Annotated in this window: 34 protein-coding genes and 1 tRNA gene; 19 read left to right on the top strand and 16 right to left on the bottom strand. The window is 51.5% G+C overall.

Annotated features, from left to right (window positions below):
* Nucleotides 1-34: 34 nt before the first annotated feature.
* From dnaQ to KJA68_RS02325, 3 genes are read right to left on the bottom strand one after another with little or no spacing between them, the layout of a single operon-like run.
* Nucleotides 35-754, bottom strand: coding sequence for a DNA polymerase III subunit epsilon (dnaQ, locus tag KJA68_RS02335; protein ID WP_213035321.1), 720 nt, complete (start codon nt 752-754; stop codon nt 35-37).
* Nucleotides 751-1,206, bottom strand: a complete 456-nt coding sequence (gene rnhA / locus KJA68_RS02330; RefSeq protein WP_213035320.1) for a ribonuclease HI — start codon at nt 1,204-1,206, stop codon at nt 751-753. The genes dnaQ and rnhA overlap by 4 nt, the downstream gene beginning before the upstream one ends.
* Nucleotides 1,199-1,960: a class I SAM-dependent methyltransferase gene (locus KJA68_RS02325; RefSeq protein ID WP_213035319.1), complete on the bottom strand. Its 762-nt coding sequence runs from the start codon at nt 1,958-1,960 to the stop codon at nt 1,199-1,201. Before KJA68_RS02325 ends, rnhA begins: the two co-directional genes overlap by 8 nt.
* Before the next feature lie 48 nt (nt 1,961-2,008).
* On the opposite strand from KJA68_RS02325, the gene gloB reads away from it, so the two are divergent.
* The 3 genes from gloB to KJA68_RS02310 all read left to right on the top strand — a co-directional run bounded on the left by gloB (nt 2,009) and on the right by KJA68_RS02310 (nt 3,260).
* On the top strand, nt 2,009-2,773 hold the full coding sequence (gloB, locus tag KJA68_RS02320; protein WP_213035318.1) for a hydroxyacylglutathione hydrolase: 765 nt from the start codon (nt 2,009-2,011) through the stop codon (nt 2,771-2,773).
* A gap of 53 nt (nt 2,774-2,826) precedes the next feature.
* Nucleotides 2,827-2,917, top strand: a tRNA-Ser gene (locus tag KJA68_RS02315).
* A gap of 97 nt (nt 2,918-3,014) precedes the next feature.
* On the top strand, nt 3,015-3,260 hold the full coding sequence (locus KJA68_RS02310; protein WP_213035317.1) for an Arm DNA-binding domain-containing protein: 246 nt from the start codon (nt 3,015-3,017) through the stop codon (nt 3,258-3,260).
* A 32-nt stretch (nt 3,261-3,292) separates the two neighbouring features.
* On the opposite strand, the gene KJA68_RS02305 is transcribed toward KJA68_RS02310, so the two are convergent.
* The gene (locus KJA68_RS02305; protein WP_213035316.1) at nt 3,293-3,661 is read right to left on the bottom strand and encodes a transposase; all 369 of its coding nucleotides are present in this window, start codon (nt 3,659-3,661) and stop codon (nt 3,293-3,295) included.
* 226 nt (nt 3,662-3,887) lie between these two features.
* Here KJA68_RS02305 and KJA68_RS02300 point away from each other — a divergent pair, with 226 nt between their 5' ends.
* Both KJA68_RS02300 and KJA68_RS02295 read left to right on the top strand, forming a co-directional pair.
* Nucleotides 3,888-4,169: a type II toxin-antitoxin system HigB family toxin gene (locus KJA68_RS02300; protein WP_246487027.1), complete on the top strand. Its 282-nt coding sequence runs from the start codon at nt 3,888-3,890 to the stop codon at nt 4,167-4,169.
* A 2-nt stretch (nt 4,170-4,171) separates the two neighbouring features.
* On the top strand, nt 4,172-4,600 hold the full coding sequence (locus KJA68_RS02295; RefSeq protein ID WP_213035314.1) for a helix-turn-helix domain-containing protein: 429 nt from the start codon (nt 4,172-4,174) through the stop codon (nt 4,598-4,600).
* A 58-nt stretch (nt 4,601-4,658) separates the two neighbouring features.
* Here the strand turns inward: KJA68_RS02295 and KJA68_RS02290 are convergent, their stop codons facing one another.
* The gene (locus tag KJA68_RS02290) at nt 4,659-5,450 is read right to left on the bottom strand and encodes a DUF5906 domain-containing protein (protein WP_213035313.1); all 792 of its coding nucleotides are present in this window, start codon (nt 5,448-5,450) and stop codon (nt 4,659-4,661) included.
* Here KJA68_RS02290 and KJA68_RS02285 point away from each other — a divergent pair.
* The 4 genes from KJA68_RS02285 (at nt 5,441) to KJA68_RS02275 (ending at nt 7,912) form a co-directional block, all read left to right on the top strand.
* A complete protein-coding gene (locus KJA68_RS02285; protein WP_320412099.1) occupies nt 5,441-5,722 on the top strand; it encodes a LexA family protein in 282 nt (93 codons plus the stop codon). The genes KJA68_RS02290 and KJA68_RS02285 overlap by 10 nt on opposite strands.
* A gap of 2 nt (nt 5,723-5,724) precedes the next feature.
* Nucleotides 5,725-6,387 carry a Y-family DNA polymerase gene (locus tag KJA68_RS11020; RefSeq protein ID WP_320412096.1) on the top strand — a complete coding sequence of 221 codons (663 nt, stop codon included), beginning with the start codon at nt 5,725-5,727 and terminating at the stop codon, nt 6,385-6,387.
* The gene (locus KJA68_RS11015; RefSeq protein ID WP_320412095.1) at nt 6,387-6,998 is read left to right on the top strand and encodes a DinB/UmuC family translesion DNA polymerase; all 612 of its coding nucleotides are present in this window, start codon (nt 6,387-6,389) and stop codon (nt 6,996-6,998) included. Before KJA68_RS11020 ends, KJA68_RS11015 begins: the two co-directional genes overlap by 1 nt.
* 407 nt (nt 6,999-7,405) lie before the next feature.
* Nucleotides 7,406-7,912 (top strand): cytochrome C, encoded by a 507-nt coding sequence (locus KJA68_RS02275; RefSeq protein ID WP_213035312.1) that lies wholly within the window; start codon nt 7,406-7,408, stop codon nt 7,910-7,912.
* 169 nt (nt 7,913-8,081) lie between these two features.
* Here the strand turns inward: KJA68_RS02275 and KJA68_RS02270 are convergent, their stop codons facing one another.
* Complete coding sequence (locus KJA68_RS02270) at nt 8,082-8,972, bottom strand: CPBP family intramembrane glutamic endopeptidase (protein WP_213035311.1); 891 nt, start codon at nt 8,970-8,972, stop codon at nt 8,082-8,084.
* 155 nt (nt 8,973-9,127) lie between these two features.
* Here KJA68_RS02270 and KJA68_RS02265 point away from each other — a divergent pair, with 155 nt between their 5' ends.
* Nucleotides 9,128-9,274 carry a hypothetical protein gene (locus KJA68_RS02265; protein WP_213035310.1) on the top strand — a complete coding sequence of 49 codons (147 nt, stop codon included), beginning with the start codon at nt 9,128-9,130 and terminating at the stop codon, nt 9,272-9,274.
* Here KJA68_RS02265 and KJA68_RS02260 read toward each other — a convergent pair.
* Nucleotides 9,264-10,694, bottom strand: coding sequence for an RtcB family protein (locus KJA68_RS02260; protein ID WP_213035309.1), 1,431 nt, complete (start codon nt 10,692-10,694; stop codon nt 9,264-9,266). The two genes, KJA68_RS02265 and KJA68_RS02260, sit on opposite strands and share 11 nt — an antisense overlap.
* A 109-nt stretch (nt 10,695-10,803) precedes the next feature.
* On the bottom strand, nt 10,804-11,241 hold the full coding sequence (locus KJA68_RS02255; protein ID WP_213035308.1) for an archease: 438 nt from the start codon (nt 11,239-11,241) through the stop codon (nt 10,804-10,806).
* 207 nt (nt 11,242-11,448) lie between these two features.
* Here KJA68_RS02255 and KJA68_RS02250 point away from each other — a divergent pair, with 207 nt between their 5' ends.
* Nucleotides 11,449-11,925 (top strand): MEKHLA domain-containing protein, encoded by a 477-nt coding sequence (locus tag KJA68_RS02250; protein WP_213035307.1) that lies wholly within the window; start codon nt 11,449-11,451, stop codon nt 11,923-11,925.
* Nucleotides 11,910-12,455 carry a YgjP-like metallopeptidase domain-containing protein gene (locus tag KJA68_RS02245; protein WP_246487025.1) on the top strand — a complete coding sequence of 182 codons (546 nt, stop codon included), beginning with the start codon at nt 11,910-11,912 and terminating at the stop codon, nt 12,453-12,455. The genes KJA68_RS02250 and KJA68_RS02245 overlap by 16 nt, the downstream gene beginning before the upstream one ends.
* Nucleotides 12,456-12,530: 75 nt before the next feature.
* Here KJA68_RS02245 and KJA68_RS02240 read toward each other — a convergent pair whose 3' ends face one another.
* Both KJA68_RS02240 and KJA68_RS02235 read right to left on the bottom strand, forming a co-directional pair.
* On the bottom strand, nt 12,531-13,016 hold the full coding sequence (locus tag KJA68_RS02240) for a hypothetical protein (protein ID WP_213035306.1): 486 nt from the start codon (nt 13,014-13,016) through the stop codon (nt 12,531-12,533).
* A 33-nt stretch (nt 13,017-13,049) separates the two neighbouring features.
* The gene (locus tag KJA68_RS02235) at nt 13,050-13,889 is read right to left on the bottom strand and encodes a hypothetical protein (protein WP_213035305.1); all 840 of its coding nucleotides are present in this window, start codon (nt 13,887-13,889) and stop codon (nt 13,050-13,052) included.
* Nucleotides 13,890-14,355: 466 nt separating this feature from the next.
* On the opposite strand from KJA68_RS02235, the gene KJA68_RS02230 reads away from it, so the two are divergent.
* The 5 genes from KJA68_RS02230 (at nt 14,356) to KJA68_RS02210 (ending at nt 19,605) form a co-directional block, all read left to right on the top strand.
* Nucleotides 14,356-15,045, top strand: a complete 690-nt coding sequence (locus KJA68_RS02230; protein ID WP_213035304.1) for an SIMPL domain-containing protein — start codon at nt 14,356-14,358, stop codon at nt 15,043-15,045.
* A 258-nt stretch (nt 15,046-15,303) separates the two neighbouring features.
* A complete protein-coding gene (locus KJA68_RS02225) occupies nt 15,304-16,410 on the top strand; it encodes an S-(hydroxymethyl)glutathione dehydrogenase/class III alcohol dehydrogenase (RefSeq protein ID WP_213035303.1) in 1,107 nt (368 codons plus the stop codon).
* Nucleotides 16,411-16,434: 24 nt separating this feature from the next.
* Nucleotides 16,435-17,274: an S-formylglutathione hydrolase gene (gene fghA / locus KJA68_RS02220; RefSeq protein WP_281412124.1), complete on the top strand. Its 840-nt coding sequence runs from the start codon at nt 16,435-16,437 to the stop codon at nt 17,272-17,274.
* Nucleotides 17,275-17,362: 88 nt separating this feature from the next.
* On the top strand, nt 17,363-17,833 hold the full coding sequence (locus KJA68_RS02215; RefSeq protein ID WP_213035301.1) for a DUF3293 domain-containing protein: 471 nt from the start codon (nt 17,363-17,365) through the stop codon (nt 17,831-17,833).
* Between the two features lie 236 nt (nt 17,834-18,069).
* Nucleotides 18,070-19,605, top strand: coding sequence for a 2-isopropylmalate synthase (locus tag KJA68_RS02210; RefSeq protein WP_213035300.1), 1,536 nt, complete (start codon nt 18,070-18,072; stop codon nt 19,603-19,605).
* A gap of 123 nt (nt 19,606-19,728) precedes the next feature.
* Here KJA68_RS02210 and queD read toward each other — a convergent pair whose 3' ends face one another.
* Nucleotides 19,729-20,178 carry a 6-carboxytetrahydropterin synthase QueD gene (gene queD / locus KJA68_RS02205; RefSeq protein WP_213035299.1) on the bottom strand — a complete coding sequence of 150 codons (450 nt, stop codon included), beginning with the start codon at nt 20,176-20,178 and terminating at the stop codon, nt 19,729-19,731.
* Between the two features lie 447 nt (nt 20,179-20,625).
* On the opposite strand from queD, the gene KJA68_RS02200 reads away from it, so the two are divergent.
* Together KJA68_RS02200 and bfr are read left to right on the top strand one after the other, a co-directional pair.
* On the top strand, nt 20,626-20,820 hold the full coding sequence (locus KJA68_RS02200; protein WP_213035298.1) for a (2Fe-2S)-binding protein: 195 nt from the start codon (nt 20,626-20,628) through the stop codon (nt 20,818-20,820).
* A gap of 46 nt (nt 20,821-20,866) precedes the next feature.
* Entirely contained in the window at nt 20,867-21,331 is a 465-nt protein-coding gene (gene bfr / locus KJA68_RS02195; RefSeq protein WP_213035297.1) for a bacterioferritin, read from the top strand.
* A 118-nt stretch (nt 21,332-21,449) separates the two neighbouring features.
* Here the strand turns inward: bfr and KJA68_RS02190 are convergent, their stop codons facing one another.
* The 5 genes from KJA68_RS02190 to ftsY form a co-directional block, all read right to left on the bottom strand.
* On the bottom strand, nt 21,450-22,265 hold the full coding sequence (locus KJA68_RS02190; protein WP_213035296.1) for a metal-dependent hydrolase: 816 nt from the start codon (nt 22,263-22,265) through the stop codon (nt 21,450-21,452).
* Between the two features lie 83 nt (nt 22,266-22,348).
* Nucleotides 22,349-23,566 (bottom strand): trypsin-like peptidase domain-containing protein, encoded by a 1,218-nt coding sequence (locus KJA68_RS02185; RefSeq protein ID WP_213035295.1) that lies wholly within the window; start codon nt 23,564-23,566, stop codon nt 22,349-22,351.
* Nucleotides 23,567-23,691: 125 nt separating this feature from the next.
* A complete protein-coding gene (gene ftsX / locus KJA68_RS02180; RefSeq protein WP_213035294.1) occupies nt 23,692-24,600 on the bottom strand; it encodes a permease-like cell division protein FtsX in 909 nt (302 codons plus the stop codon).
* Nucleotides 24,597-25,250, bottom strand: a complete 654-nt coding sequence (ftsE, locus tag KJA68_RS02175) for a cell division ATP-binding protein FtsE (RefSeq protein ID WP_213035293.1) — start codon at nt 25,248-25,250, stop codon at nt 24,597-24,599. Before ftsE ends, ftsX begins: the two co-directional genes overlap by 4 nt.
* Nucleotides 25,247-26,221: a signal recognition particle-docking protein FtsY gene (gene ftsY / locus KJA68_RS02170; RefSeq protein ID WP_213035367.1), complete on the bottom strand. Its 975-nt coding sequence runs from the start codon at nt 26,219-26,221 to the stop codon at nt 25,247-25,249. Before ftsY ends, ftsE begins: the two co-directional genes overlap by 4 nt.
* Between the last annotated feature and the right edge of the window lie 96 nt (nt 26,222-26,317).

Genomic DNA, 26,317 nt, shown 5'->3' with positions numbered 1-26,317 from the left:
CGGTTTGACTGGATCATATCCCGGAATAGCCCCGTCAGGGCGTTACCTCCATAGACTTCAGTTTTTTCCAGAGGCAGCTGCCCTTGCTGGTTTTGTCTATGTCCTCCAGTTGCTGTTCGTGCTTGGCCAGTTCTTCATCGCTGGCGGGTAACACAAGCACTTTCAGGCTTGACAGGCCGGGAGCAATCAAGCCTGATTGTGATTCCAAGTGAGCGTTCTCTTCATCCAGCAAGCTTTTCTGGCCGCGCGTCATGGACAGATAGACTTCTGCCAGTAGTTCGGTATCCAGCAGTGCACCGTGCAGGGTGCGGTGGGAATTGTTGATCTGGTAGCGGTCACACAGGGCATTGAGGTTGTTCTTTTTGCCCGGATGAAGTTCCTTGGCCAGTTTCAGTGTGTCGATAATGCTTGTGCAGTAGTGATCCAGCATCGGCAGCCCGGATAATTCCAGTTCCCGGTTGAGAAACCCGACATCGAAGGGTGCATTATGGATGATGAGCTCAGCGCCGCGGATAAACTCGGTCAGCGCAGAAGCAATTTCCGCGAATTTAGGTTCGTCCTGCAGGCGCTCCAGGGTCAGGCCATGCACTTCAGCCGCCCCGGCATCAATTTCCCGTTCCGGGTTGAGATAGCGGTGAAAACGCCGCTCAGAGACCTTGCGGTTGCATAATTCAATTGCCGCGATCTCAATAATGCGGTGTCCCTTTCCAGGGTCAAGCCCGGTAGTTTCGGTATCCAGTACGATCTGCCTCATTTCATGCTTTCGTCCAATAATTGATCAATCCCGCGATTGGCCAGCCTGTCGGCGCGCTCGTTCCCGTCATGTCCCGCATGTCCTTTGATCCATACCCACTGAACCCGATGCATATTTGCCAGTTCATCCAGCCTGCGCCAAAGATCCTCGTTCTTGACTGGTTTTTTGCCGGCAGTCTTCCAACCGCGCTGCTTCCAGTCATGGATCCAGGCACTGATGCCCTGCTGCACATATTTTGAATCTGTGTGCAGAATTACCCGGCACGGCCACTTCAATGTTTCCAGCGCCCGAATTGCGGCGGTCAGTTCCATGCGGTTGTTGGTGGTATGTGCCTCACCGCCATACAGCTCGCGCTCCTTGCCCATCATTTGTAGCAGCGCACCCCAGCCGCCCACCCCTGGGTTTCCACGGCAGGCTCCATCGGTAAAAATTTCTACTGCTTCGTCATTCATTATGAATCGTTCGCCCTTCCGGATTCTGCGCGGTACATTGTGATATTTCCCGGTTCAGTTTGGGAGTCGCGGGGATGAGCTTGCCAACCAGCCCTTCGTTCCACCGGGGTTTGATTAAGTGCATGCCCGATACGTGCTTGATTGCCTGCAGGAAATATACCCCGCCCCATACTGCCCACCAGCGGTCTCCAGCGGATTCCATAAAATGAAATCGGTTCAGCCAGTTTGGGTTGGATAAAGGCGGGGCGTAACAGGCAAAACGCCCGGTTATTACATTCAGTCCCAGTAATGCCAGCCAGTCCTTCAATCGTGGCAATGTAATAAAATTTCCGCACCAGGGATAATTCATCTGCGCGCCCAGCGCGCGACGGGCACCCCACAGGCTATGAGGGTTGAAGCCACTGATGATGACATTACCTTCCGGCCTGAGTACACGCACCACTTCGCGCAGGATCTGGTGCGGTTGCGGATGAAATTCCAGTACATGCGGTAGAATGACCAGATCCAGACTGCAGCAGCCGAAGGGCAGTTCCTCCGCGTCTAAGCGGACCTGCACTCCGATTTCGTCTCCAGCTGTTGCGCGCAGTGGCATGCGACTGGTGCGCAGGAAATCGTACTCCGCCAGGCCGAACTGGATCGCATTGTAGCCAAAAATATCGGCCACGCTATGATCGAACAGAGCCTGTTCACATTCCAGCAGGTATTTTCCGGGCGGGGTGGAAAACCACTCGCTCAGTGTATTCATGGTCGACATTCAATCCTGCTTCGTTTGAGTATGGCTAGTTAAAGATCGGATATTCTCATGATAAAAATCATTGCTCTCCCTGCATTCAGGGACAACTATATCTGGACGCTGCACAATCAACAATATGCGGTAGTGGTCGATCCCGGTGATGCCTCCCCGGTTCTGGATTATCTGGATCGGCACAATCTCCGGTTGGTTGCCATTCTTTGCACCCATCATCACCATGATCATACCGACGGTATCCACAGACTCCATGAATTATACAGTGTGCCCGTATATGGGCCATCACTTGAAGCGATCCCCTGCGTCAGCCATACCCCTGACGACGGCGAGATTATTGAGATTTCTGAATTGCCAGTCAGGATGCAGGTGATGCATGTCCCTGGGCATACCAGAAGACATATTGCCTATGCAGGAGCAAGCGGCGTGTTTTGCGGTGACACCTTGTTCGGCTGCGGTTGCGGCAGGATATTTGACGGAACCGTTGAACAATTGTTCCATTCCCTGAAGCGGCTGGCAAGCCTGCCGGATGAAACCAGGGTGTACTGCACACATGAATATACCGAAGTCAATATCCGTTTCGCACTGGCGTGCGAACCCGGGAATGCCCGTCTCAGGCAACGTCAGGCAGACACGCAGTCTTTGCGTGCCGCAGGACTTCCAACGCTACCTTCTACAATCGCACTGGAAAAAGCTACCAATCCATTTCTGCGCTGTAATGTGCCAGAGATTGTGGCCCGCGTGTCCGGCTTGACGCAAGTCAACAATACCGGTGAGTTCGGTGTCTTTTCTGCCCTTCGTACATTGCGGAACCATTTTTGATGTGATTTTCTGATTGCGGTAAAGCCCATTCTGGTTTATGCTGCGCGACCTTCGGAGAGGTGGATGAGTGGTTTAAGTCGCACGCCTGGAAAGCGTGTTCAGGATAATATCCTGACGGGGGTTCGAATCCCCCCCTCTCCGCCAGTACTGCGTTTTAACCAGTATCAAGCTATCTCACAAACCCGCACAGCATAAGGCTTTAGCGGGTTTTTTTATGTTCAGGCGGTATCAACCAATCTCATTGAATCTTGCAACATTTGGCGGTATCCTGCACACTGCATACCGACACGGTAATTTTGATACCGTCATGGGGGCAGGCATGGCACTGACTGAACTGGAGGTTAAAAAGGAAAAGGCATCCGACAAGCCGAAGAAGCTGGCGGATGGCGGCGGAATGTATCTACTGGTGCAAACTTCGGGTACGAAGTGCTGGCGTATGGATTACCGCTTTGAGGGCAAGCGCAAGACGCTGGCGCTTGGGGTATAGGCTCTACCCCATTAACGGGGGATGAGCATTCATCAGACCCGGTTAATTACACCGTTCCATCCGCACTGAGCCAAGACTCGCATGCGGTAATTTTCAAAATTCCTGAACCCATATGCTCTGCGCGAGAGCATCTCCATCTTCGTGTGGAATCCTTCGGTGATGCCGTTCGATCTGGAGAAGCGCCACATGCGCACAATAGGTTCGAGCCACGATAATAACGTAGCGGCGAGCGCCTTGGCCGGACTTTGTTCAAACTGACGAATCAACCTCAGGAATTTGGGGAGCATCTTGCCTGCCCGTGTGGCATTCAAAGTACGCAACACCAGAAACCCATTCAATTGCTTCTTGGCAAAATACAGCGCCTGCAATACCGGCGATTGTGCCAGGTATGCGTATTCCACTGAAATTGGACACCCAGTCCAGTGCTGTGACTTGGGAATGGCTTTCCTTGAGCAATTTCAAGTTCGTACGCAAGGCATCAATGGCGGTTTCCGAGATAGCTATACCCACCGGTTAGATACCGCCTGGCGCCGAATTCCAGCACACTGTCAGGATTTTCGTTGTACACAGCCTTGACGCTGTATATCAGTTTGATATAATTCGCTCGTGCACATCATCTCCATCAAAATGCTTCGCGAGTTCTGGCAGAAACACCCAGAGGCGGAAAAGCTCCTACGCGAGTGGCACTCAGTTGTGGAGCACGCTGAATTCAGGGACTTCAACCATGTTCGTGAGTTTTTCAGCTCCGTCGATTACGTGCCACCCTATACGATCTTTGATGTGGGTGGAAACAACTATCGTCTGGTCGTTGTCGTCAGATACAGGTTCAAGAAGATATTTGTGCATAAGGTGATGACGCATCGGGAATACGATTACTGGAACAAGCTCTATAGAAAAGGCAAAAACTAATCATGCGCGCAGCACACACTCAGTTTGACATCCAGGCTATTCAATCCTCTTGGCAGGCTTTGGATGCAATGGCGCATCTTCGCCCCATCCATGATAAAAAGAGTTATGTCCGTATGGTGGCTCTGATGAATTCCCTGCTGGATACCACCGGAGATGACGAAGACCATCCGCTGTCAGGCTTGCTTGATTTGGTTGGGGATATGGTCTCGAAGTACGAGCAAGAGCATTACGCCATCGAGGCAGCAGAACCCAAGGATGCCCTGCGTTTCTTGATGGATGCTCGCGGCTTGAAGCAAGAAGACCTGTCAGCCGTTGTGCTACAGAGCAACCTGTCGGCAATCCTGGCAGGGAAACGAAAAATCAGTGCAACCTTGGCAGGTAAATTGGGCAAGTTCTTCTGCATTAGCCCAGCTGTATTCGTGCCAGTCTAATTTGACTTGAACACAAAGCACTGTCTGACCTTTGCTGTCAATCGTAGAGTCCAACAGGTTAGGCAGCGAGCAGTGTTGCATAGTATTGCTTCCGGCACCAGTCTTGATATACCTCGTGTAATTGACTGCCCAGGCATGGGCAGAACGGTATCGTTCTGCCATTTGTGTGTTCCAGGTCTCCTGCAATCCATTCGTTGAAGAAGCGCGCCTCGCTGCCCAGGCTCAGCTGGATCAGGTCCTGTTTGCTCTGCGTCATTGGCGGTCGGGTCCAGGGCTGGAAATCGCCGAGGTCCCGGTTCAGCAGATAATGATGCAGCGCTGCCACGCCGCCGTTGCGGCATTCTTCCTGAACCGCCTGGTAAAATTCGTCTTCCTGTTTCGGTGGCACCCAGATCACACAGTGGCGGCGGTCATCGTCTTCCAGAACGATCAGCATCTTCTCGTTGGAGAGGAACACGATGTTCATGTGGTTGGTTTCCTCATGGGCGGTGATATTCTTCGGATTGACGCGGATCTGCTTGCCGGTCACGAAACCCTTGAGGCGGTTTTTGATGTGATACATATCCTGCCGGGCCAGCACTTCATCCGCGAGGATGAACAGTTTCTTCTGTGCCCAGTCGGCATTGAAACGATCCTCCAGTGCGGTCTGGTCAAGCACCGTGGCATAGAGACCGAAGATTTCCATGTAATGCTCGAAGAACAGGTTTTTGCCGGTGCCCTGTCCGCCATGCATGACAATTGCGCTTTGCATCTTTGCCCCTGGGTGCTGGATCGGATAGGCCAGCCAGTTGAGAACCCACTGGTAGACTTCACTATGGTTGGATTCGTTGCTGCACAGGTATTGCAGCAAGCCCAGCAGGGCGGTACATTTTCCTTCATGCGGCTCGGTCGGCCATCTTCGATGGCGACACCATTGTGGTCGATCGTTCCATCGACATCCGTCATCACCACATCGTCGTGGCGGCTGTGGATGGTGAACTCACCGTCAAGCGGCTCTCGATGGAGCAGGGCAGAACACGCCTGGTTGCCGAGAACACGGAATTTCCCGATATCGAACTGAAGGAAGGACAGGAACTGGTAATCTGGGGCGTCGTCACCAACGTCATCCACTCGGTAAAATGACCATGCGCAGCATTGCGCTGATCGATGTCAACAACTTCTATGTCTCCTGCGAACGGGTATTCAACCCGGCGCTCGAAGGCAAGCCTGTCATCGTTCTTTCCAACAACGACGGCTGTGCCGTGGCCCGCAGCAACGAAGCCAAGGCACTCGGCATCCAGATGGGCACCCCCTGGTTCCAGCTGCGTGACCTGGCCCGGCAGCATGGCATTCTTGCCTATTCCAGCAACTATTCCCTGTATGCCGACATGAGCAACCGGGTCATGACCAGCCTTTCCCAGTTCTCCCCAGTACAGGAGATCTATTCCATCGATGAATGCTTCCTGGAGCTCACCGGCATGCCCCTACCCCATGCCGCCATTGGCCAGGCCATCCAGAAGCAGATCCGGCAATGGACCGGCCTGCCGGTCTGTGCCGGCATTGCCGCCACCAAAACCCTGGCCAAGCTGGCCAATCACATCGCCAAGAAGCATCCCCGGTTCAACGGTGTCTGTGACCTGAATGCCCTGAACCCGGCGGAACAGGAGGAATGGTTCACCCGCATCCTCGCAGGCGAAATCTGGGGCATCGGCCGCAAGCTGGCTCCCCGGCTGGCCGCAATCGGCATACACACAGTACAGGACCTGAGACAGACCAACCCTGCCATGCTGCTTCGCGTTTTGGCGTAATGATGGAAAAGATCGTGCTGGAACTGAAGGGAGTCGCCTGCCTGGACCTGGAAACCATGACCGCACCGAAACAGCAGATCGTCTGCTCGCGTTCTTTCGGGATGCGAATCAGTGATTTGCCCTCCCTGCAGGAAGCCATCAGCTTCTATACCACCCGGGCAGCAGAAAAACTGCGCAGACAAAGATCGGTAGCTGGATCGATTTCGGTTTTCCTGCAAACCAGCCCGCACCAACCAAAGGCGCCGCAATACGCTCCCAGCCTGTCCATCACGCTGCCGGTTTCGACCGATGACACCAGCCAGCTGATTAAGGCGGCTCTGTGGGGCCTGAAGCGAATATACCGCCCGGAATTTCGTTACCAGAAAGCGGGGGTGATGCTGGCTGAACTGACTGCGAAAGCGGCCGTTCAGCAATGCCTGTTCTCTGCAACAACCCGCATGGACCAATCCGAATCCCGCATGGCCGCACTGGACGGCATCAACCGCAAGATGGGCAAGAATATCCTGCGCTATGCATTGGAAGGCGTTACGCAGAACTGGAAAATGCGCTCGGGCAACAAGAGCCCGTGCTATATCACCAGCTGGAAAGAGATTGCCGTGGCGCGGTGTTAGGCGGATGGCGGAATATAATGATGTTCATGTTCCATGCATATCCCAGTGTAGGGTTCCTATTGGGATCTGATATTCGTTCCATCTCTATCCTCAGTTTGTAAAATTTTACAAACATTGGATTCCATTTTTTCAGTTTGTCTCAGCCTGAACTGTTAAACAGCGCTTAATAACTAACACCTTAGCGTCCATCAATTGTAGGTATAGGACGGTTTATTTAAATTAAACAGATATATGTAATTATTTAGAGAAACCACGCTTCTTACTGCAAAAATTTAACGCTGATTAACAAAAATAAATTAAATGATATGGAATATAATAATTGAAGAATCACATTTTTAATGGCAATAAGATTTACTATTGCGCGCAAGTTTAATAGATTTATTTACCATACAGAAACAGACATGATAATGAAAATCAATTATTGTTTGATGGGTTTGCTGAGCATGGGAATTTTTGCAAGCGTCACGGTTCAAGCAGCACCATCCTTCAGCAAAGCAGAGTTGGAACGCGGACGCTACCTGGTCAGGATAGGCGGCTGCAACGACTGTCATACCCCGGGTTATCCAGAATCAGGTGGCAAGGTGCCCGAATCGGATTGGCTGACCGGTAGCCAGGTAGCCTTTCAGGGGCCATGGGGGGCTAGTTATCCCACCAATCTGCGTCTTGTAGTCCAGTCTATGAGCGAAGCCAAATGGCTGACCCATGCCCGCGCCAAGCGCCTTCCGCCCATGCCATGGTTCAATCTGGCCGCGATGTCCGACAAGGATATGAAGGCCATGTACCGGTTCATTCACAGTCTTGGGGCGAAGGGCCAGCCTGCACCTGAGGCCGTTCCTCCAGGCCAGGCACTGAATACTCCCTACATCGAGTTTTTCCCAAAGAATATGCCGCCGATCATTCATGCCGTCCGGTGATCTGATCAGGAGGTAGAAGCAGCTGGCTGTGCTACGTCTGTCTGCTGGATAAAATGCTGGGGAGGGTCACCTGAATTTGCGTGTTCGGGAACATGTAAAACATCTCTCGGAAGTGGATTGTTGCCCGGGAAAGGCTTCCGGGTTGCAGCTGGCAGATGCCTGTGTTCCGTTAGGCGGCATGGGGATAGGTGAACCCGATGAAGTGCGTAGTGTTGACGATGAAATGCGTGATGATCGCAGCTTCTATGCGCCGCACCCGGGCATATGCGCTGGCATAGCCCAGGCCAGCCATTGTGGCGAGCAACATGTATGAAACTCCGCCTGCGGCATGGGCGAGGCCGAACAGCAGGCCGGAGCACAGAATGGCAATGATGACGCCCGGGCGGAATTGGCTGAGTGAGGATGTGATACGTTCCTGCAGGAATCCGCGAAAGAATGCTTCCTCTGCGACGCAGGTGAAGAAGAGGTTGGCGGCAAGAAAAACGGGGGTGAAGGCTGGTAGTTTCGGCTGGAAGTGCAGGTAATGCATGAGGACAGCCGCAATCAGTACGGATGCGGTGGTGACAAGGATGATCACAGGGATTTTGCGCCCGATTTCTTTCCATTCCCAGGCAGAGGTTGTGCGGTTGCAGAACCAGGCGAGCAGAACCAGTCCGGCTGCCCCTTTGTCGAAATTCGCATATTGCATTAAGGGCGCTGCGTCAGGGGAGAGCCGGACGCCTGACAAAAGCACCGGGTTGTTGAACCCGGGCAGAAGATGCAGGGCAAGTGCCAGGGCGGTCAGCGCCGTCAGGATGCTGAACAGGGTGCGCTGTATCTGGCCTGCCTCTGGATGGCTTCCCAGGAAGGCGGCAGTCAGGAAGAAAGCAAGGGTGGGGAGGGCTGACCATTCGAGATATCCGGTTGCCAGCGCGCTTGTACTCGCAGCGGCGAAGAGCAGCAGCCATGCTGGCATGCGGCAGGCTTTCCCAAGTGCCAGCGGGGGAAGCCAGACTGTGATCATTGATAATGCGAGCAATCCGAATGGGATAGCCATGGGTATGCCTTGGGTTATTTCCATCTTGCCTCCATCCAGCTACAGGGATCCGGATGTCCGGCCTGGTTTTCTCCGCCATTGGACGTGGCGTGTGTCTTCCATGGGTTTTTTGACTGAGGTTGCAGAGGGGTCTGTCTGGGCAGGGGAGGGTGCGGCAGATTCGAATTTCATCCGGATGTATGAGTTTTTACTGGCTGGGTTTTAGTGGGGATGGCCAAGGCCGGGTTTGGCTGCATGAGTTTTCTGTTTCGGTTTGCCGGCATGGTCTGGATCTGGCGGATGAGATCAACGGGTCAGTCCAGCGCGGCTATCGGGTTATCCCTTGATGCATATCAGGGGTACCAGTTTTGCCACTTTGTGCGCCAGCCCGGCCCTGTCTGCTACTTCAATCACGGCGCTGACGTCCTTGTAGGCGCCCGGGGCTTCTTCGGCTACACCACGACAGGATGGACTTCGGATCAGTATGTCGCGCCTTGCCAGTTGATTGATGATATCGCGACCGTGCCAGAGCCGGGTGGCCTGGTGGCGGCTCATGGCGCGTCCGGCCCCGTGGCAGGCAGATCCAAAGGCGAGCTGCATTCCGCGTTCGGTTCCGGCGAGAATGTAGGACGCCGTGCCCATGCTGCCGCCAATGAGTACCGGTTGCCCGGTGGCGCGCAATGCCGGCGGAAGGTCCGGGTGGCCCGGGCCAAAGGCGCGGGTGGCTCCCTTGCGGTGCACATGCAGCTTCCGTTTCCGGCCGTTTATTTCGTGTTGTTCAACCTTGCAGGTGTTATGCGAAACATCGTACAGCAAGGGTAGCCTCGCTTGAGGGATCAGCTGGGAAAAAATCTGCCGCACCAGATGCGTCAGGATCTGGCGGTTGGCAAGTGCGCAATTGATGGCGGCGCGCATGGCACCGAGGTAACGGCGAGCAATCGGTGAACCGATTGGTGCGCAGGCCAGTTCGCGGTCGGGCAGTAGGATATTGAGACTGGCTGCTGCGATAGCCATTTCTCTCAGGAATTCGGTGCCGATCTGGTGGCCCAGTCCGCGCGAGCCGCAATGAATGCTGATGACTACGTCATCCTGGGTCAGGCCGTAACCCATGGCAATACGCTGGTCATAGATTTCAACCACGCGTTGCACTTCCAGGTAATGGTTCCCCGAGCCGAGCGTGCCCATTTCATCGCGTTGGCGCTTCTTGGCCTGCTGCGAAACCTGGGCAGGATCTGCGCCTGTCATCTTGCCGCCTTCTTCGATACGTTCCAGATCGGCTGTTTCGCCAAACCCATTCTGGACAGCCCAGCTTGCTCCCCCAGCCAGCATTTCGTCCATTTCCCTGCTGTCGAGACAGATCGCCCCGGTACTGCCGACCCCAGCCGGGATGCGCTGGAACAGTGTATCGGCCAGTTGTTCTTTTACCCGGGAAATATCCTGTGTCTTCAGTCCCGTATGCAGGCAACGCACGCCGCAGGAAATATCGAATCCCACGCCACCGGCGGAAATCACCCCGCCTTCTTCCGGATCGAAGGCGGCGACGCCACCAATCGGGAAGCCATAGTCCCAGTGTGCGTCCGGCATGGCGTAGGATGCTTGCACGATGCCGGGAAGTTTGGCGACGTTAACTGCCTGTTCGCGAACTTTGTCATTCATGTCGCGCATCAGGGCTTCGTCGGCATAGATAATGACCGGTACCCGCATTGCGTCAGTTGCGGGCAAATGCCATTCCAGTTCAGACAAACGCTCAAAGCCGTTCAGTTCCATGGTCGCCTCGATTCAGTCATCCACCCGCTCTGGGTATTCGTTCCTTGATTCCGTGATGCATGCAGGTCCGGGTATTTTCTGCTGACCCCGTGTTCGAACATATAGGTGGCTAGACGTCCACCACGCATTGTGCAACCCAGCCTGCGTTTTTCTGGTGCACGGAAAGGCTGGTGTAGGTAGCACCCTTCGGTTCGACCGCTGGCGAGTGGCGCCCCATCTTTACTGTTTCGCCCCATGCAGCCCCGGTCAGCTTTTCATTGTCAATCTGCACTTCATAGCGGCTGAACAGCATGTGGCGTGTGGACATTTCAAAAATAATGGCGTTCAGCCAGTCGACCAAAAGCAGTTCTATATTCGGCGCAGCACAGGCGATGGTTATTTTATGCTCAGGCCGGATGGATGCAAGGCTGGAAACGATGCTACTTAGCGCCAGCGCTGCCTGCTCGAAGGCCTTAGCGCAAGTAGGGCCGAAACCGCGTATTCCCATGTCTGCTTCATGCGCAAAGTGTTCCCAATGCGAAGCGATGTGTTTATTGTTATTTGACATTTGCCAATCAGGATGGATGCCAGAATGGGTTTATACCAGATTTAAGACTTGTCAGGGCAGGCAATGCCACACGAATATGAAAGGTATGCATTGCAATTGCAATACAACGGCGAATGGCAGTTTTCTGGTTATGATTCATACAGGGTCGTTTTGCTGATAAAGTATTCGCGTACGCAATCATGCACAAAACCCGGTAAAAACGATTCCATGCATACAGATAGAAGTGAACCTGCCGAAGTTAACCATTACCGGCCGGAAATTTCCGAGCTGATCACCGGCAGTTATCAGAGACTGATTGGGCAATCAATGCTGGCCTGCCCCGACGAAACCGAAACCGGGCGAATGCTGTATCTGGCCCCATTCGTTGTTCTTGCCCACGATACAGCTGCCGACCCGGTTTTTTTCTATGCGAACCAGATGGCCCAGAAATTGTTTGAAATGACATGGGATGAAATGGTCAGGATGCCGTCGCGAAAATCTGCCGAACCCGTGCTGAGGGCCGACAGGCAAAAATTTCTGGATCGTGTTGCTGTTCACGGGTTCATCGATAATTATTCCGGGATACGGGTTTCCAGGTCGGGCCGGCGCTTCTTCATTCAGCGTGCAACGGTGTGGAATCTTATAAACCTGCACGGGGTTTGCCGAGGTCAGGCGGCAGCATTCAATTCATGGAGTGCAGTCTGAGCATGCTCCCTGCCGTAAATAAGGCTAATTATCTTGCTGGTTATCCTGTAGTAATGGTGGAGCAAGTGCAACGTCTGATCGAGCAAGATCGGTTGGCCCGGGTGTTGTTGCATAAATACCCGGGTATGCATACGGTGCGCACGGACAAAACACTGTATGAGTATGTTATGAAGATCAAAGAGATGCATTTGCGAAATGCCGGACAGCTGGACAAGGTGGTGTTTGACGCAAAGCTGCATGTTGTCCGAAATGCGCTGGGCATGCATAGCAGCAAGTCAATGGTACAGGGGGCAAGGCTCAGAAACCGGTGTGAAATCCGGATATCTTCTCTGTTCAGGTGGATGCCGTTGGATTTCTTGCGCATGATTGTTGTGCATGAGCTGGCGCATATTCGGGAGCGGGAGCATGGCAAGTCTTTTTATCAGCTTTGTTCTCATATGGAGCCTGCTTATCATCAGCTGGAATTTGACCTGCGAGTTTACCTGACTTACCTTGAAACCGGCGGCCTGCCTTTATGGAAGGCCGGGTAATGAGGCAGGTGGCGGACAGCCATATGGTTCGGATCTGGTATCCCGATACAGAGTGGTTGCCGTGAGCGGCCCATTTTACGTCCGGATTATAGCTGTGTGATGGGCACTGCTATCGCCAGCAAGATCGTCAATGCCGTCAGATAGTGGTTCCCTGCTGTTGTTCAGCGCAAGTATATCCGACTGTACTGCCTTCATTGCAGACAGGATCGGGCCGGGTTTGGCGGTGCAGGCCGCCGCAGCCAGCAGTATAAGATTGGCAATCAGTCCGATAGTGCCCGCCAATTTTTCCATGGTTCGGATGCTTTCCCTGGCGCTGCCAATCAGGTCGATCAGGCTTGTATGTGATTCCCCCAGTCCGTCTACTACAAAATTTGCGGCATCGATGTATAGAGTATTGGCGTGTTGCCGCAGGCTGGCTTCATTCTGAAATATTTGCTGGGCTGTCATCTGGTCGATTTTCTTGTCCTTGATTGCTTCGATGAGCCGGCCATGAATGTCATCCGCGCATGCGGTTATGTTGTCAGCGAATGCTTCAACCTGTTTTTGATTTTTTAGCGCCATTTCATTCTCTTTGGTTGTGGAACAGGGGTTGTATTATTCGTGCACGTATTGAAGGTTTTGCCTGACAGACTTGATATCCTTGGCGAATTTGCTGATTGCGGATCGGATCTCGGCACTGGACAGCTTGTCAATCCCCTCGAACAGTTTCCTGTGACCTTCTGCAATGCGCATGATCCCCTGTTCGGCATTGTCATATTTTTGTTGTGCCTGACTGTATTCCCGCACTTTATTTTGCAAATGAGCACGCGCGAGCGCTTCAAGTAGTTTGTTTTCTGGTGTGTCAAGGAACAGCATTTCTACCTCAAAAAATCCCAGAACTGTTTTATGTTCATTTTCGTTGGTCTTCCGGTAATAACGGATTAGCGAGTTCATTCCATCCAGAGTGGTTTGCAGTGGCTCGTGGCCTTCCCTGACCATATTGCGAACTGCATTTTGCTGACGGGACGCGGATATCCATTTGGTGACGGTTTTTGTGATGCCTGCGAGGGCATCCACATGCTTTGCGTCAATACCGAGATCAGGATAGGCTTTGATTCCGCCGGCGAGAGAGTCAATTTCCCCGGAAAGACTGAATGTGTCTTCCCCGGCGAGAATCGCAAGGGTCTGCATGTACAGGGCAACTCCCCGATGGATTTTCAGCAGATCATTGTAGGCAGCCTTGCGCCGCCTGTCGTTTTCTTGGGCCTGTTGGGCCGCTTCTCCTGAAAGATAAGGTTGTTCACGTTCATAGGTATCGCGGAACCGGGTAGTGAGTTCGGTGTAGGCACTGAATTTTGCCGATTCGGTGGCATATTCCCTGACTTCATCGAGATTGGCACAGCCCAGGAGGGACAGGGTTAGCAATATGACAGATGCGATTTTTCCTGCATTCATGATTTTATTTTTTGTGATGGAATAGCCAGGGTCGAGTAATGAAGTTGCACCTGCATGAAAAGTAAGTGTTTTGCAATGATCAGGCTGGCTTCCTGTATGCCTAGATTTAAGATGGCTATTAGGTTAAATATAATATATTTTAAAAAATTTTACTCGGGATTTTGCATTATTGGCGTGGCCTGCTTTTGTTGCAGATATAGATACTGAAACCGGCAGGCTCTATCCGGGCCAGAAGAAAGAGCCGGAGGTGAATCAGGAGGTCACCCAGATGCACATAACGGGTATGTTGTTTCTCATTTTCGTTTTTTCTGCAAGGATATTCCGGATTTCTGGGTAAGAATTTTTTTTCGTACATGGGCGGTTATGTTTATATTTGAAGTATGGAGGTGCAGGTTGCTGGTAAAATCGGGGGATGATTCATACAGTTTTCATACAATCTCTGGCCTTTGGGTCTGAAAGGAAAAAAATGAAATTCCCTGCCATGTTGCTTTATGTTTGGTTTTTGTGGTCCTTTCCTGCTATTGCCGCAACTGAAAGCTACAACCAGGTGGATTTCAGCAGTGAGGCCGAACGAAAGGTGGTCAACGATCTGATGTCTGCCACGCTGAGCATAGAGATCAACGAACCCAAGCCGGCCAATATAGCGAAGCGAATCAATATGATGCTGAATGCGGAGTTCAAAAGAGCCGCTGCATTCGGAACTGTCAGGGTTACCAGCGGGAATCAGAGCACTTATCCCGTTTATGGGAAAAATAACTTAAAGATCGAGGGCTGGCGCGGACATGCCGAGCTACGCCTGGAGAGCCAGGATTTCAAGTCCATGGGTGAGCTGATTGCGCAGATGCAGGAGCAGATGCAATTGGAAGGGGTTCATTTTTCCCTGGCGGCAGATACCCGTAAACAGGTGGAAAATACGCTGATCGGCGAGGCCATTGATGCTTTCAGAAAGCGTGCAAACGCAGTGAGCGCTGCAATGGGGGGGAGCGGCTACAAAATTGTACGCATGTCTATCAATCAGGGTGGAACCTACCCTGGTCCGAGACCAATGATGGCGCGCGCAGCCTTATCCGATACGGCCATTCCTGCGCCGGAATTTGCGGGAGGTGAAAGTACCATAAAAGTCCAGATTTCCGGAACGGTCGAGGTTATCCAGTAAGGTGTTGCTGTGCCTATCTGGCTTGACTGGATATTACAGTGATCGACCTGTGTATTTGGCTATAATTTTATTGAATGCGGCAGGTCTGGGTGCATGGTGAACGGGAATGTTTGGGGGCCGGGAACAGGCGGATGGGCTCTTCATTTTTGGTGGATAGCCTCGCTTCCTGATTCATGTTCATTTGACTGGTATTTTTTGTAGGGTTGTTTGTCGTACGGGTTGGGTATCGGTGCAATTACATATTTAGGGAGTAACGTGATGAAAACAAAAGCCGCAGTCGCATGGAAGGCTGGAGCGCCGCTGACGATTGAAGAGGTGGATCTGGCCGGACCAGGGGAAGGGGAGGTGCTGATTGAGGTAAAAGCGACCGGAATCTGTCATACCGATTATTACACTTTGTCGGGTGCGGATCCAGAAGGGATTTTTCCGGCCATACTGGGTCATGAAGGGGCGGGTGTCGTCGTAGAGACTGGCGCAGGAGTTACCTCGGTTAAAAAATATGATCATGTCATTCCTCTTTATACTCCGGAATGCCGTCAGTGCAAGTATTGCCTTTCGCGCAAGACCAATCTTTGCCAGGCGATTCGTTCGACCCAGGGGAAGGGTTTGATGCCGGATTCCACGTCGCGCTTTTCTATCGGCGGCAAGGTTATCTACCATTACATGGGAACGTCGACTTTCTCCAACTATATTGTTGTCCCTGAAATTGCCGTGGCGAAAATCCGCGAGGATGCACCCTTTGATAAGGCCTGTTATGTTGGCTGTGGCGTGACGACCGGGGTAGGTGCCGTGATTTTTTCAGCCAAGGTGGAGGCTGGAGCGAATGTAGTGGTGTTTGGTTTGGGTGGTATTGGCCTGAACGTGATTCAAGGGGCAAGGATGGTGGGGGCCAACAAGATTATCGGGGTGGACATCAATCCGAGGCGGATCGGGATTGCGCGCAAATTCGGCATGACAGATTTTGTGAATCCAAATGAAGTGGAAAACCTTGTCGGCCACCTGATTCAATTGACGGATGGTGGTGCAGATTACTCTTTTGAATGCATCGGCAACGTCACTACCATGCGCCAGGCTCTGGAGTGTTGTCACAAGGGCTGGGGGCAGTCCTACATTATTGGTGTTGCTGCCGCAGGAGAAGAAATCAGTACCCGTCCCTTCCAGCTGGTTACTGGTCGCGAATGGAAAGGCTCTGCCTTTGGCGGGGCTCGCGGCCGTACGGATGTTCCGAAAATTGTCGACTGGTACATGGACGGAAAATTGAATATTGATGATCTGATTACCCATACGTTGCCGTTGGAACGCATCAACGAGGGTTTTGACCTGATGAAGCTGGGCGAATCGATTCGCTCCGTAGTATTGTATTGAGCGGCTGGCCCCATGCTTGAACTGATGAGTGAACATGCATGTTTTGGAGGCATGCAGCGCTATTATCGCCATCCTTCTGAAGAAATCGGTCTGCCGATGCGTTTTTCGGTGTTTTTTCCCCCACAGGCACTGGAAGATAAAGTCCCGGCATTGTTTTGCCTGGCAGGCCTGACCTGCACCGAAGAAACTTTCATGATCAAGGCTGGCGCCCAGCGTGTTGCCGCACAACTTGGAATGATTCTGATCACCCCTGATACCAGCCCCAGGGGAGCCAATATCCTTGGCGAAACAGAGAGCTGGGATTTCGGAGTCGGGGCAGGTTTCTATATTGATGCTACCCAAGCGCCATGGAATCGTCATTACCGCATGTACAGCTACATGCTGGAGTTGTATGGGCTGGTTGTACGCGAGTTTCCGGTAATTTCTTCCCGGATTGGCATTACCGGGCATTCCATGGGTGGACATGGGGCGCTGGTGCTGGCGTTGCGTAATCCGGCTCTGTTTAAATCCGTATCCGCATTCGCCCCGATCTGTGCGCCGAGCCAATGCCCATGGGGTATCAAAGCATTTACCGGATACCTGGGCAACGTGCATAAGAACTGGCAGCAGTATGATGCCAGCGTACTGATGGAACAGCGGCAAACGCCATTTCCGGGCGGGATTCTGATTGATCAGGGGCTAAATGATCAGTTTCTTGAAAAGCAATTGCTTCCGCAGGAATTTGAGTTGGCCTGCCAGAAGGTGCAGCAGCCTTTGGAACTGCGTATGCATCCTGATTATGACCACGGGTATTATTTTATTTCCACGTTTGCAGAAGAGCATCTCCGGTTTCACTATCGGAAACTAAGCGGTATCGCTCGATAGTGGTTCCGGGTATCGTGCTACCTGGCCTGCAGGATGGTTTTTCTGTTGTTGTGTGCCCGGTCGGTGACGATTGCCATCATGCTGATGCATGTGTGCAATTTTCAGAGCGATCATGGGAGGACAGGGGGATGGCGGTTTTATGACACAGGTCGATCACGCCACAATTCAGGCTTATCTTGAAACGGATTACCAGGTGTACGGTGATTGTCCTTTTACTCTGAATATCGGTAAGGCATGTGCTGAGTTATCTGCTTTGCATAAAACCTATCATTCCAGTGGCAGCGCTTTTATTACAGCCGCGAATCCCTTCAGTCGCCCGCTTGACCCTGTCTTAAACCGGGAGCGCCATATCTCCCTGGCGCGTGAACTTGCTGCTCGTGGTTTCCCCTTTATCGATGGTACTGGAAAGCATCCGTCCAATCTCTGGCCGGGCGAGGCCAGTTTTCTGGTTTTCGGGCTTACTCTGGGAGAGGCCCGAGATCTAGGCAGGAATTACGGGCAGAACGCCATAGTCTGGAATGGAGCGGGTGCAGTTCCAGAACTGATTCTGCTGCGATGATCTTTACGTCGCCTGAGTATTGCGCTACTAAATAAAAGCCGTTATATTATTCACTATGCATTTTTTCCGTCAGATCTCGCAATCGCATTCTACCTCCAGCCTGCTCGCAGCGCTGCTGCTGCGCCTCGCGCGCTAAAAAATAACCATTGAACTTACCCCGCTTTAACGCAGGCAGCATGCGGCCGGATTTTTTTTATCCGGGCCACATGATTTAAATAATTACATTGGAGTCAGGCATGACAGAAAAATTGATAGTTTTTGACACCACTTTGCGTGATGGAGAGCAGAGTCCGGGTGCATCCATGACCAGAGAAGAAAAAATCCGAATTGCGCGACAACTGGAAAAGTTGGGCGTGGATGTGATCGAGGCAGGGTTTGCTGCCGCCAGTCCCGGGGACGCGGATGCGATTCGCAGCGTTGCGCAGGTCATTGAGTCTGCTACAGTCTGTTCGCTGGCGCGCGCAACCGAGAAAGATATTCGTGCCGCAGGAGAGGCGATCCGGCCAGCCAGGTCAGGACGGATCCATCTTTTTATTGCCACTTCCCCGATCCACATGGAAAGGAAGTTGCGCATGCATCCAGACCAGGTGGTGGATGCTGCCGTGAAAGCGGTTAGGCTGGCAAGGGAATATACCGATAACGTTGAGTTTTCTGCAGAGGATGCGGTGCGATCAGAAATGGATTTTCTTGTTCGGATTTTTGATGCCGTCATTCAGGCCGGGGCAAGTACGCTGAATGTCCCGGATACGGTTGGGTATAGCATTCCGGTGCTATGGGGCGAGCGTATCCGGCAGCTGATAGAGCGTGTGCCGAATTCCGGAAAGGTGATCTGGTCTACTCATTGTCATAATGATCTTGGCATGGCGGTTGCCAACTCGCTGGCAGCGGTCATGAACGGCGCGCGTCAGGTGGAGTGTACCATTAATGGACTGGGAGAGCGCGCCGGGAATGCCAGCCTGGAAGAAATTGTGATGGCGGTAAAGACGCGTCGGGACGTGTTCAATTGCGATTCGCGTATCGACACTACGCAGATCGTGCCCACTTCCAAGCTGGTGTCCAGTATCACGGGTTATCCTGTGCAGCCGAACAAGGCAATCGTAGGAGCAAATGCCTTTGCCCATGAATCCGGCATTCACCAGGATGGAGTGCTGAAGCATCGCGAGACGTATGAAATCATGCGGGCCGAGGATGTGGGCTGGAGCATGAATAAATTGACTCTGGGCAAACTTTCCGGTCGTAATGCTTTCCGTACCCGTTTGCATGAACTGGGCATTGTGCTGGAAAATGAAGAAATGGTGAATGATGCTTTTGCACGTTTCAAGGAACTGGCGGACCGTAAGCGAGAAATTTTTGACGAGGACTTGCAGGCGCTGGTCAGCGAAAGTGTAGTAGAGCAGGTTAGTGAACATTATCGCTTGGTAGGTATGCGTGCACATTCGGAAACAGGACTTCTGCCTTTGGCACAGGTGCGATTGAATGTTGGTGGGGAAGAGCGGATAGCAGAGGCGAAGGGGGGTGGCCCGGTTGACGCCACATTTAAAGCCATTGAGCAGATCGTGCATAGCGGGGCAGAATTACAGTTGTATTCTGTGAACAATATAACTAGCGGTACGGATGCACAGGGTGAAGTTACTGTACGTCTGTCCAAGGGAGGCAGGGTGGTCAACGGTCAGGGCGCAGATACGGATATCGTGGTTGCGTCTGCCAAAGCTTATTTGCATGCATTGAATAAACTGGGGAATGAAGCGGAGCGTGCACACCCGCAAGTGTAGGCTATTGACAGTTTTTGGACATCCATGGCACGCCAGCAGGCGTGCCTTTTTTTTGGACGGAACTGGCCGGTGAGGTGTAGCCGGGATTGGGCAGGCCGCAGCAGCGGCCCCTTGGTATTTTCGTCAGCTTGTGCTACGCATGCAGTCTGCCCAGTTATTCGGGGTTTCATAGATGCGCACGCGTTCCAGCTTCAGGTTATTCCCATAATTATGGTGGTATGCGCTGTCGAGTTTCCTGAATGCAAGCGTTGCAAGGTTTTCTGCGGTAGGCGGCATTTCCAGTACTACCGTTTTGTGGTCTGGTAGGGAATTCAGGAAATTCAATACTACCTGATCTTTGCAATATACCAGGAAAGCATGGTCCCATGCGTCTACCAACTGTTCCTTGGCGATGCGCTTCACTTCTGAGTAATCCATCACCATGCCTTGCTCGGATAAACCTTCGGTGGCGATAATTTCGCCGGACAAGGTGATTTCAATGATATAGCGGTGGCCGTGCAAGTGGCGGCACTGACTGGAGTGACTGGGGATACGGTGTCCTGCATCAAATTCTAGCCTTCGGGTAATCTGCATGATGGATAGGTGTGGTGTGGAAATATGAATTATAACGTGGATGCATTTTGCAGCGAGTGTCAGGCAAGAAATGCCTCCGGTCTTCCGAGCTTTTCAAGATCAGGGAAGGGTTTTCTGGGAGCCAATTAAATTGAAGCATTTCTGGATTGCTCCACATGATCTTGAGCATATTGAACCCATCCGGAAATGGATAAAGTGGGGCCAGCAGGCAAAATGATTCTAACTGTCTGGTATCCCGGTTCTGCGGATTACGAAAAAATCTGAAAAATATGTCTCAGAGAGCGATAAAAAGTAGTTGCATTTTTCATTTTATTAAGTATCATTCTCATTATTGTTAGTTTTAGAATCTTACAAAACATAACTATAAATTATATTGTATTTTCAGGTAATTAGGTTAGCTTGGTAGACGTGGGTTGACTCACTGGTATATAATTAAAGGCTGAAGTTATGTATATCTGTATCTGCAAGGCAATTACTGATTCTGCTATACGTGAAGCAGTTTGTCAGGGTGCATGTTGCATGCGCGATTTGAAAACCTGTCTGGGCGTAGGTACGCAGTGTGGTAAATGCGCCTGCCATGCCAGAGAAATTTTGAATGAAACCCTGGCAGAATCCAGACAAGACTGCATAATTTCACATTAATACAGCCCACGGCTGGAGCGACAACTTAAGTCTTAGGAGGCTAACCATGAAAGGTAATGCTGAAATTATTCAGTTTCTTAACCGTCAACTGAAGCATGAGCTGACTGCCATCAACCAGTATTTTCTTCATGCCCGGATGTATAAAAACTGGGGTTTTAATAGTTTGGGCAAGCATGAATATGATGAATCCATCGAGGAGATGAAGCACGCCGACTTGCTCATAGAGCGGATCTTGTTTCTGGAAGGCTTGCCTAATCTTCAGGAACTCGGCAAGCTGATGATCGGAGAAAAGGCTGAGGAGTGTGTGGCTTGCGATCTTAAGCTGGAACTGTCCTCACGCGAGAACCTGGTAGCCGGAATGGCTGCCTGTGAAAAGGTGAGCGATTATGTTTCGCGTGAGATTTTCAAGGAAATCCTGGAAGATACTGAAGAACACATTGACTGGCTGGAAACCCAGGTGGAGGTAATGCAGAAAGTCGGTATTCAGAATTGGCTTCAAAGCCAGATGTAGAATATCCATTACCGGATTCCCGCTGGTTAATCAGCTTGGTCATTTTTGCTTGAGTTGAGATGACCAGAAATAATAAAAAGCAGGGCGAAAGCCCTGCTTTTTATTTGGGTGGGAGTCCTTACAGTTCGATGGATTCCCCTACGGACAGAGGGATTACTCGTGTTCTGGAGCGGATTGCCTTCAAGGCTTTTTCAAGTGATTCCGGCGTGCCGTTCAATATTGGGAAAGTTCCGAAGTGCATCGGGATGACAATTGCCGGGTTAACCAGTCTGACCGCTTCTGCGGCGCGTTCAGGTCCCATCGTGAAGTGTCCCCCGATTGGCACCAGCATAATATTTACTTTGTGAAATTTATTTATCAGAGACATATCGCTGAACAGGTCGGTGTCTCCGGCATGGTAAATTGCAGGCCCATTTTTAATGGTGATGAGGAAACCACCGGGACTCCCTCCGTCACGGATGTCCTGCGTATCCTGTGGTTTGGTAACAGTGGAGCTGTGAACAGCAGGGATAAAGGCAATCTTTACTTCTCCTTCTAGAAGAGTGAGTTCACCACCAAAGTTTCCCAGAGTGTCCATGCCGGATTGCTCATGCGGATAGCCCCCATACTGAGTTAAAGCTTTTCCCAGATCAAATGTTGCTACTAGTCTGGCCCCGGTTTTTTTGGCGATTGCAGCACTGTCGCCTATATGGTCGAAATGGCCATGTGAAATCAGGATAAGGTCGGCTTTGTCGATTTTGGATAAGTCTTCCTGCCCATGTTTGTTAGCAGGGTTGGTAATCCATGGGTCAATCAGTAGCACCTTTCCGGAAGGAGTGGTGATCTTGAATGCGGAATGTCCATACCAGCGGAATTCGACGCGGGCTGCATGAGCAGCAGCAATGACTTGCGTCAGAAGTAAGGTCAGCAGGATTTTTTTGAGGATATTTTGCATCTATTATGATTTCCATCAAAGTAAGAAGGGGATGTAGAACCAGATGTGTTTGCCAGTGTGCAATATGCTGAATCTGGCTTGCCTCATTTTTTTAGCAGGGAAATAAATGCGGTGGAATATGCGCTGGCCAGGTTCATGTCGAGTTTTAGCAAAGATTGATATACCTCTCGTACCTTGTCTGATTCACCAATGCGAAAATAGGCTTCGCCCAGGTTATACCAGAAACTGGATTTTTCGGGTTCAATGCGAACTGCTTCCTGATAGGCAGAAATTGCCTGCCTGTATTGTTTGAGATTCCCGTATGCAATCCCCAGGTTGTTCCAGGCTGCGGAGAAATCCGGCTCAGCACGTAACGCTTCCTGGTATGCTAGGACGGCTTGTTCGTATTGCTTGATTTTGTTGTGGATATTGCCAAGATTATTCCACGCGTCAGCGTACTCCGGCTGGAAGCGTAACGCTGTCTGGTAGGCTTTGATGGCCTGTTCATATTGTTTCAGATTTTTGTGGGCTATGCCCAGGCTAAACCATGCATCTGCATTGACTGGTTCACTTTTTGCCCATTGCTGGGAAAATGTTAGCATTCCCTGCCAGTCTTTATTCTGCTCCATGGCTGCTACTCTGTTCAACCAGAATAACCCGCTTTTCTTTTTCTTTGTGAGCAGTGTTGCATCCTGCGCGCGCTGCGGTAGTTCGTTTATCCAGTCGACAGGAAGTGCGAAATTCAGGTTTTGGCCTTCCGCATGATAAAAGGTGGTAATGCCAATTAATTGTCCCTGGTCATTAAATAGTCCGCCGCCGCTGGAACCAAGGGAAATTGCGGCAGAGTTCTGGATATATTCGGAGTCTTCATGGGGGCGCAGGCTGGAGATGAGGCCTTCGCTCAGAGTTAGTTCCAGTTCTTCCGGTGCACCTACTGCATAAACGCGCTGGCCTACCTTGAGTTTTTTGGTTGTGCCCAGCTCAACTGGAGGAGCCGGCAAATCGGGGGCATGCAGCTGACACAGGTCGCGGCTTGGGTCAGCGTATTGCAGGGTGGCTGAGTAGCTTTTCCCGGATTGCCTCACCTGGCGGCTTTTCCCTCTTTTTGCTACATGGCAATTGGTAATGATCTGGCCAGGGCCAATAACCACGCCACTACCCTGACCGATATATTCATCCTGAATATTGAAGATGTCCACGACTACAACAGATGGGGACACTTTCTCAAAAATTTGTTCTGGGGTATCGGCGGCTGCAAGTTTGGAGTGCAGGCAAAAAATTAAACCTGTGGTCAGAATAAAATATACAGATCGGGATTTCATGGTCGCCTCATTTCAATTACTCGGTAATGGGTTTCAGAGCAGGTTATGTACGAGAATTCTTGTCTCCTACACGGGTTTGTACGTACGGTTGGGATCTTGCTTTGCAGCCCTTTGAAACCTGCCATTTACCTGGGTTCAATTTTCCATAAATGCTGGGAAACAGACAGCCATGCACCCATCCAGCCCAAGCATGCCGATAATAGCAACAGTGCGAGCTGATCTTCCGTGGAGGGGAGGTGCAGCGTAAAGTTGGCGGAGTATAAATCCGTCAATTGGGAGAGGTTGCTATTCAGCATATAGAGACTTATGCTGATTATGAACCAGGCTGCAGCACCACCGAGTAATCCCTGGAGTAAGCCAAAATAAAGGAATGGACGGCGAATAAAGGCACTGGTAGCGCCAATTAGCCTGGACACCTCGATTTCCTCGCGCTGGGTAAGAATTTGTAGGCGGATCGTGTTGAAGGTGACAGCTACCAGTGCAAAACCGAGCAGCATGGAGAGAATCAGGATGGCCATCAGGCCAAATTTCAGTATGGCTTCCAGCTTCTGAACCCAGTCCAGATCCAGTTGCACATGCTCAATTTTGGGCCATCTTTGCAATTCATGCTTCAACGTCTTGAGGGCACTCGCATCGGATATTTTTGGATGGACGATATATGCATCCGGCAGTGGATTATGCTCCAATCCGCCGATTACATCCTCCAGTCCGGTGGTCTGTTTCAGTTGTTCCAGTGCCTGTTCACGGGGTACGAACCGAGCCTGTCCAACGGCAGCATGCTGCTTTAACTGCCTGTCAATGCGAGTGATATCGTCTTTGCTGGTATCCATGCTCAAGAACAGGCTGATCTGAGGCGATGCAATTTTTTGCTCTGCAAGGTTCTGAATATTTTTAAGCATGACATACATGCCAGCTGGCAGGCTGAGCGCTATGCCTATTACCAGAATATTAAACAGGCTGGACAGGGGTGTGGAGAAAAACTTGCGCAGGGCAGATAGAAATACATGGACATGTAGAATCAGCCAGTTTTTCATGGGTGCAGTTCCCCATTTTTGAGTGCAAGCACTCGTCCATTGAACTGGCCTAGCATACCTTCATCATGGGTAGAAATGACCAAGGTGACGCCGACCTGGTGAAATGACCTAAAGATCTTCATGATTTCCCCGGAGTATTCCGTGTCCAGGTTGCCGGTGGGTTCATCTGCCAGCAAAATGGAAGGACGGTTTACAATTGCACGCGCAATACATAGGCGTTGTTGCTCGCCTCCGGACAAAGCGATCGGGTTGGCCTTTTCGCGATTCAACAAACCTACCTTATCCAGAGCGGCTCGTACGCGCTTGGCGCTTTCACGATGATCGAAATCACAGATTTTCAGGGGGAGCACCACATTCTCGAATATGCTGCGGTCATATAGAAGTTTGTGATCCTGAAAAATCAGGCCAAAATTGCGCCGCAGAAAGGGCAAAGCTCCATCCTTGATCAAGCTGATGTTTTGACCATTGACCAGTATGCTGCCAGAGCTGGGGCGTTCAATGGCGGCGATGAGTTTGAGCAGGGTACTCTTCCCGGCGCCGGAATGGCCAGAAAGGAAAACCATTTCCGCTTCCCCAATCGTAAAACTGATGTTTTTCAGTACATCAATTCCACCTGGGTAACGTTTACATACGTTGCTGAACTGGATCATTCGTCCAGCCCCAAAAGTGCAACGACGAAGTCTTCTGCTACGAAAGGGCGCATGTCATCCAGACTTTCTCCAACGCCAATGAAGCGAAGTGGTATGGGATGAGCTTTGGCTATGGCAGCAATGACTCCTCCTTTGGCAGTGCCATCGAGCTTGGTCAAAATGAGTCCAGTAACAGCGAGTGCATCGTCAAATGCCTTGACCTGGCTAAGTGCGTTCTGCCCGGTGTTTGCATCCAGAACCAGCAGCACTTCGTGTGGAGCACCGGGCAGCGCCTTTGCGATGACGCGTTTGACTTTTTTGATTTCCTCCATCAGGTGGCTCTGGGTTGAAAGGCGTCCGGCGGTATCCGCCAACACAATGTCAATCTTGCGTGCCTGGGCGGCTTGCACTGCGTCAAAGATTACCGCTGCCGCATCGCCGCCTTGCTGTGCAATCACGGTAACATTGTTGCGCGCCCCCCACTCGATCAGTTGTTCACGCGCTGCAGCGCGGAATGTGTCGCCTGCAGCCAGCAGTACTGATTTCCCCTGGGTCTGGAAGTATTTGGCCAGCTTCCCAATGGAGGTGGTTTTGCCTGCGCCATTTACCCCGGCCAGCATGATGACGAAAGGCTGATGCAGGCTAGTCTGCAGAGGCTGGGCGAGTGGTTGGAGTAACCTGATCAGGCTGGAGGCCAGTGCTTCTTTTAGTTGTGCTGCTTCCGTGAGTCGCTCAATTTTGACCTGCTGACGCAATTCAGCCAGCAGGAAACGGGTGGCTTCCATACCTACGTCAGCGGTAATCAGAATGGTTTCGAGTTCTTCATACAGTTCGTCGTCGATTTTTCCGCCGCGCCCGAATAAAGCCGATACCTGATTGGCAGTACGCGTCAGCCCGCTCTTAAGCCGGTTGAACCAGCCAGCTTTTTGGGATAAGTCTTCGGCAGGAGAGGTTTTGTTTTCGGTTGCAGATTTTTTTAAAAAACCAAACATATTCTGGAAATTTGTCGATGTGGCAGAAATAGAACCAAATAGCGCATAATGCATCTTTTGGATTATGGCGGTTTTTGCCGTCATGGTTATTTTATT

The sequence above is a fragment of the Candidatus Nitrotoga fabula genome (genome assembly GCF_905221025.1).
In the GTDB taxonomy this organism is placed as follows: Bacteria; Pseudomonadota; Gammaproteobacteria; order Burkholderiales; family Gallionellaceae; genus Nitrotoga; species Nitrotoga fabula.
This window is presented reverse-complemented; position numbering and strand designations above follow the sequence as displayed.

Coding starts and splice junctions, on each gene's coding strand:
- KJA68_RS02295 (WP_213035314.1), top strand. CDS start 4,172: ATGCGCGCAGCACACACTCAGTTTGACATCCAGGCTATTCAATCCTCT.
- ftsE (WP_213035293.1), bottom strand. CDS start 25,250: ATGATCCAGTTCAGCAACGTATGTAAACGTTACCCAGGTGGAATTGAT.
- ftsX (WP_213035294.1), bottom strand. CDS start 24,600: ATGAAAAACTGGCTGATTCTACATGTCCATGTATTTCTATCTGCCCTG.
- KJA68_RS02185 (WP_213035295.1), bottom strand. CDS start 23,566: ATGAAATCCCGATCTGTATATTTTATTCTGACCACAGGTTTAATTTTT.
- rnhA (WP_213035320.1), bottom strand. CDS start 1,206: ATGAATGACGAAGCAGTAGAAATTTTTACCGATGGAGCCTGCCGTGGA.
- KJA68_RS02200 (WP_213035298.1), top strand. CDS start 20,626: ATGTATATCTGTATCTGCAAGGCAATTACTGATTCTGCTATACGTGAA.
- bfr (WP_213035297.1), top strand. CDS start 20,867: ATGAAAGGTAATGCTGAAATTATTCAGTTTCTTAACCGTCAACTGAAG.
- KJA68_RS02275 (WP_213035312.1), top strand. CDS start 7,406: ATGAAAATCAATTATTGTTTGATGGGTTTGCTGAGCATGGGAATTTTT.
- KJA68_RS02270 (WP_213035311.1), bottom strand. CDS start 8,972: ATGGAAATAACCCAAGGCATACCCATGGCTATCCCATTCGGATTGCTC.
- dnaQ (WP_213035321.1), bottom strand. CDS start 754: ATGAGGCAGATCGTACTGGATACCGAAACTACCGGGCTTGACCCTGGA.
- KJA68_RS11015 (WP_320412095.1), top strand. CDS start 6,387: ATGATGGAAAAGATCGTGCTGGAACTGAAGGGAGTCGCCTGCCTGGAC.
- KJA68_RS02210 (WP_213035300.1), top strand. CDS start 18,070: ATGACAGAAAAATTGATAGTTTTTGACACCACTTTGCGTGATGGAGAG.
- queD (WP_213035299.1), bottom strand. CDS start 20,178: ATGCAGATTACCCGAAGGCTAGAATTTGATGCAGGACACCGTATCCCC.
- KJA68_RS02255 (WP_213035308.1), bottom strand. CDS start 11,241: ATGTCAAATAACAATAAACACATCGCTTCGCATTGGGAACACTTTGCG.
- KJA68_RS02265 (WP_213035310.1), top strand. CDS start 9,128: ATGAGTTTTTACTGGCTGGGTTTTAGTGGGGATGGCCAAGGCCGGGTT.
- KJA68_RS02325 (WP_213035319.1), bottom strand. CDS start 1,960: ATGTCGACCATGAATACACTGAGCGAGTGGTTTTCCACCCCGCCCGGA.
- KJA68_RS02225 (WP_213035303.1), top strand. CDS start 15,304: ATGAAAACAAAAGCCGCAGTCGCATGGAAGGCTGGAGCGCCGCTGACG.
- KJA68_RS02235 (WP_213035305.1), bottom strand. CDS start 13,889: ATGAATGCAGGAAAAATCGCATCTGTCATATTGCTAACCCTGTCCCTC.
- KJA68_RS02245 (WP_246487025.1), top strand. CDS start 11,910: ATGGAGTGCAGTCTGAGCATGCTCCCTGCCGTAAATAAGGCTAATTAT.
- KJA68_RS02230 (WP_213035304.1), top strand. CDS start 14,356: ATGAAATTCCCTGCCATGTTGCTTTATGTTTGGTTTTTGTGGTCCTTT.
- KJA68_RS02260 (WP_213035309.1), bottom strand. CDS start 10,694: ATGGAACTGAACGGCTTTGAGCGTTTGTCTGAACTGGAATGGCATTTG.
- ftsY (WP_213035367.1), bottom strand. CDS start 26,221: ATGTTTGGTTTTTTAAAAAAATCTGCAACCGAAAACAAAACCTCTCCT.
- fghA (WP_281412124.1), top strand. CDS start 16,435: ATGAGTGAACATGCATGTTTTGGAGGCATGCAGCGCTATTATCGCCAT.
- KJA68_RS11020 (WP_320412096.1), top strand. CDS start 5,725: ATGCGCAGCATTGCGCTGATCGATGTCAACAACTTCTATGTCTCCTGC.
- KJA68_RS02240 (WP_213035306.1), bottom strand. CDS start 13,016: ATGGCGCTAAAAAATCAAAAACAGGTTGAAGCATTCGCTGACAACATA.
- KJA68_RS02215 (WP_213035301.1), top strand. CDS start 17,363: ATGTGTGCAATTTTCAGAGCGATCATGGGAGGACAGGGGGATGGCGGT.
- KJA68_RS02190 (WP_213035296.1), bottom strand. CDS start 22,265: ATGCAAAATATCCTCAAAAAAATCCTGCTGACCTTACTTCTGACGCAA.
- gloB (WP_213035318.1), top strand. CDS start 2,009: ATGATAAAAATCATTGCTCTCCCTGCATTCAGGGACAACTATATCTGG.
- KJA68_RS02300 (WP_246487027.1), top strand. CDS start 3,888: ATGCTTCGCGAGTTCTGGCAGAAACACCCAGAGGCGGAAAAGCTCCTA.
- KJA68_RS02250 (WP_213035307.1), top strand. CDS start 11,449: ATGCATACAGATAGAAGTGAACCTGCCGAAGTTAACCATTACCGGCCG.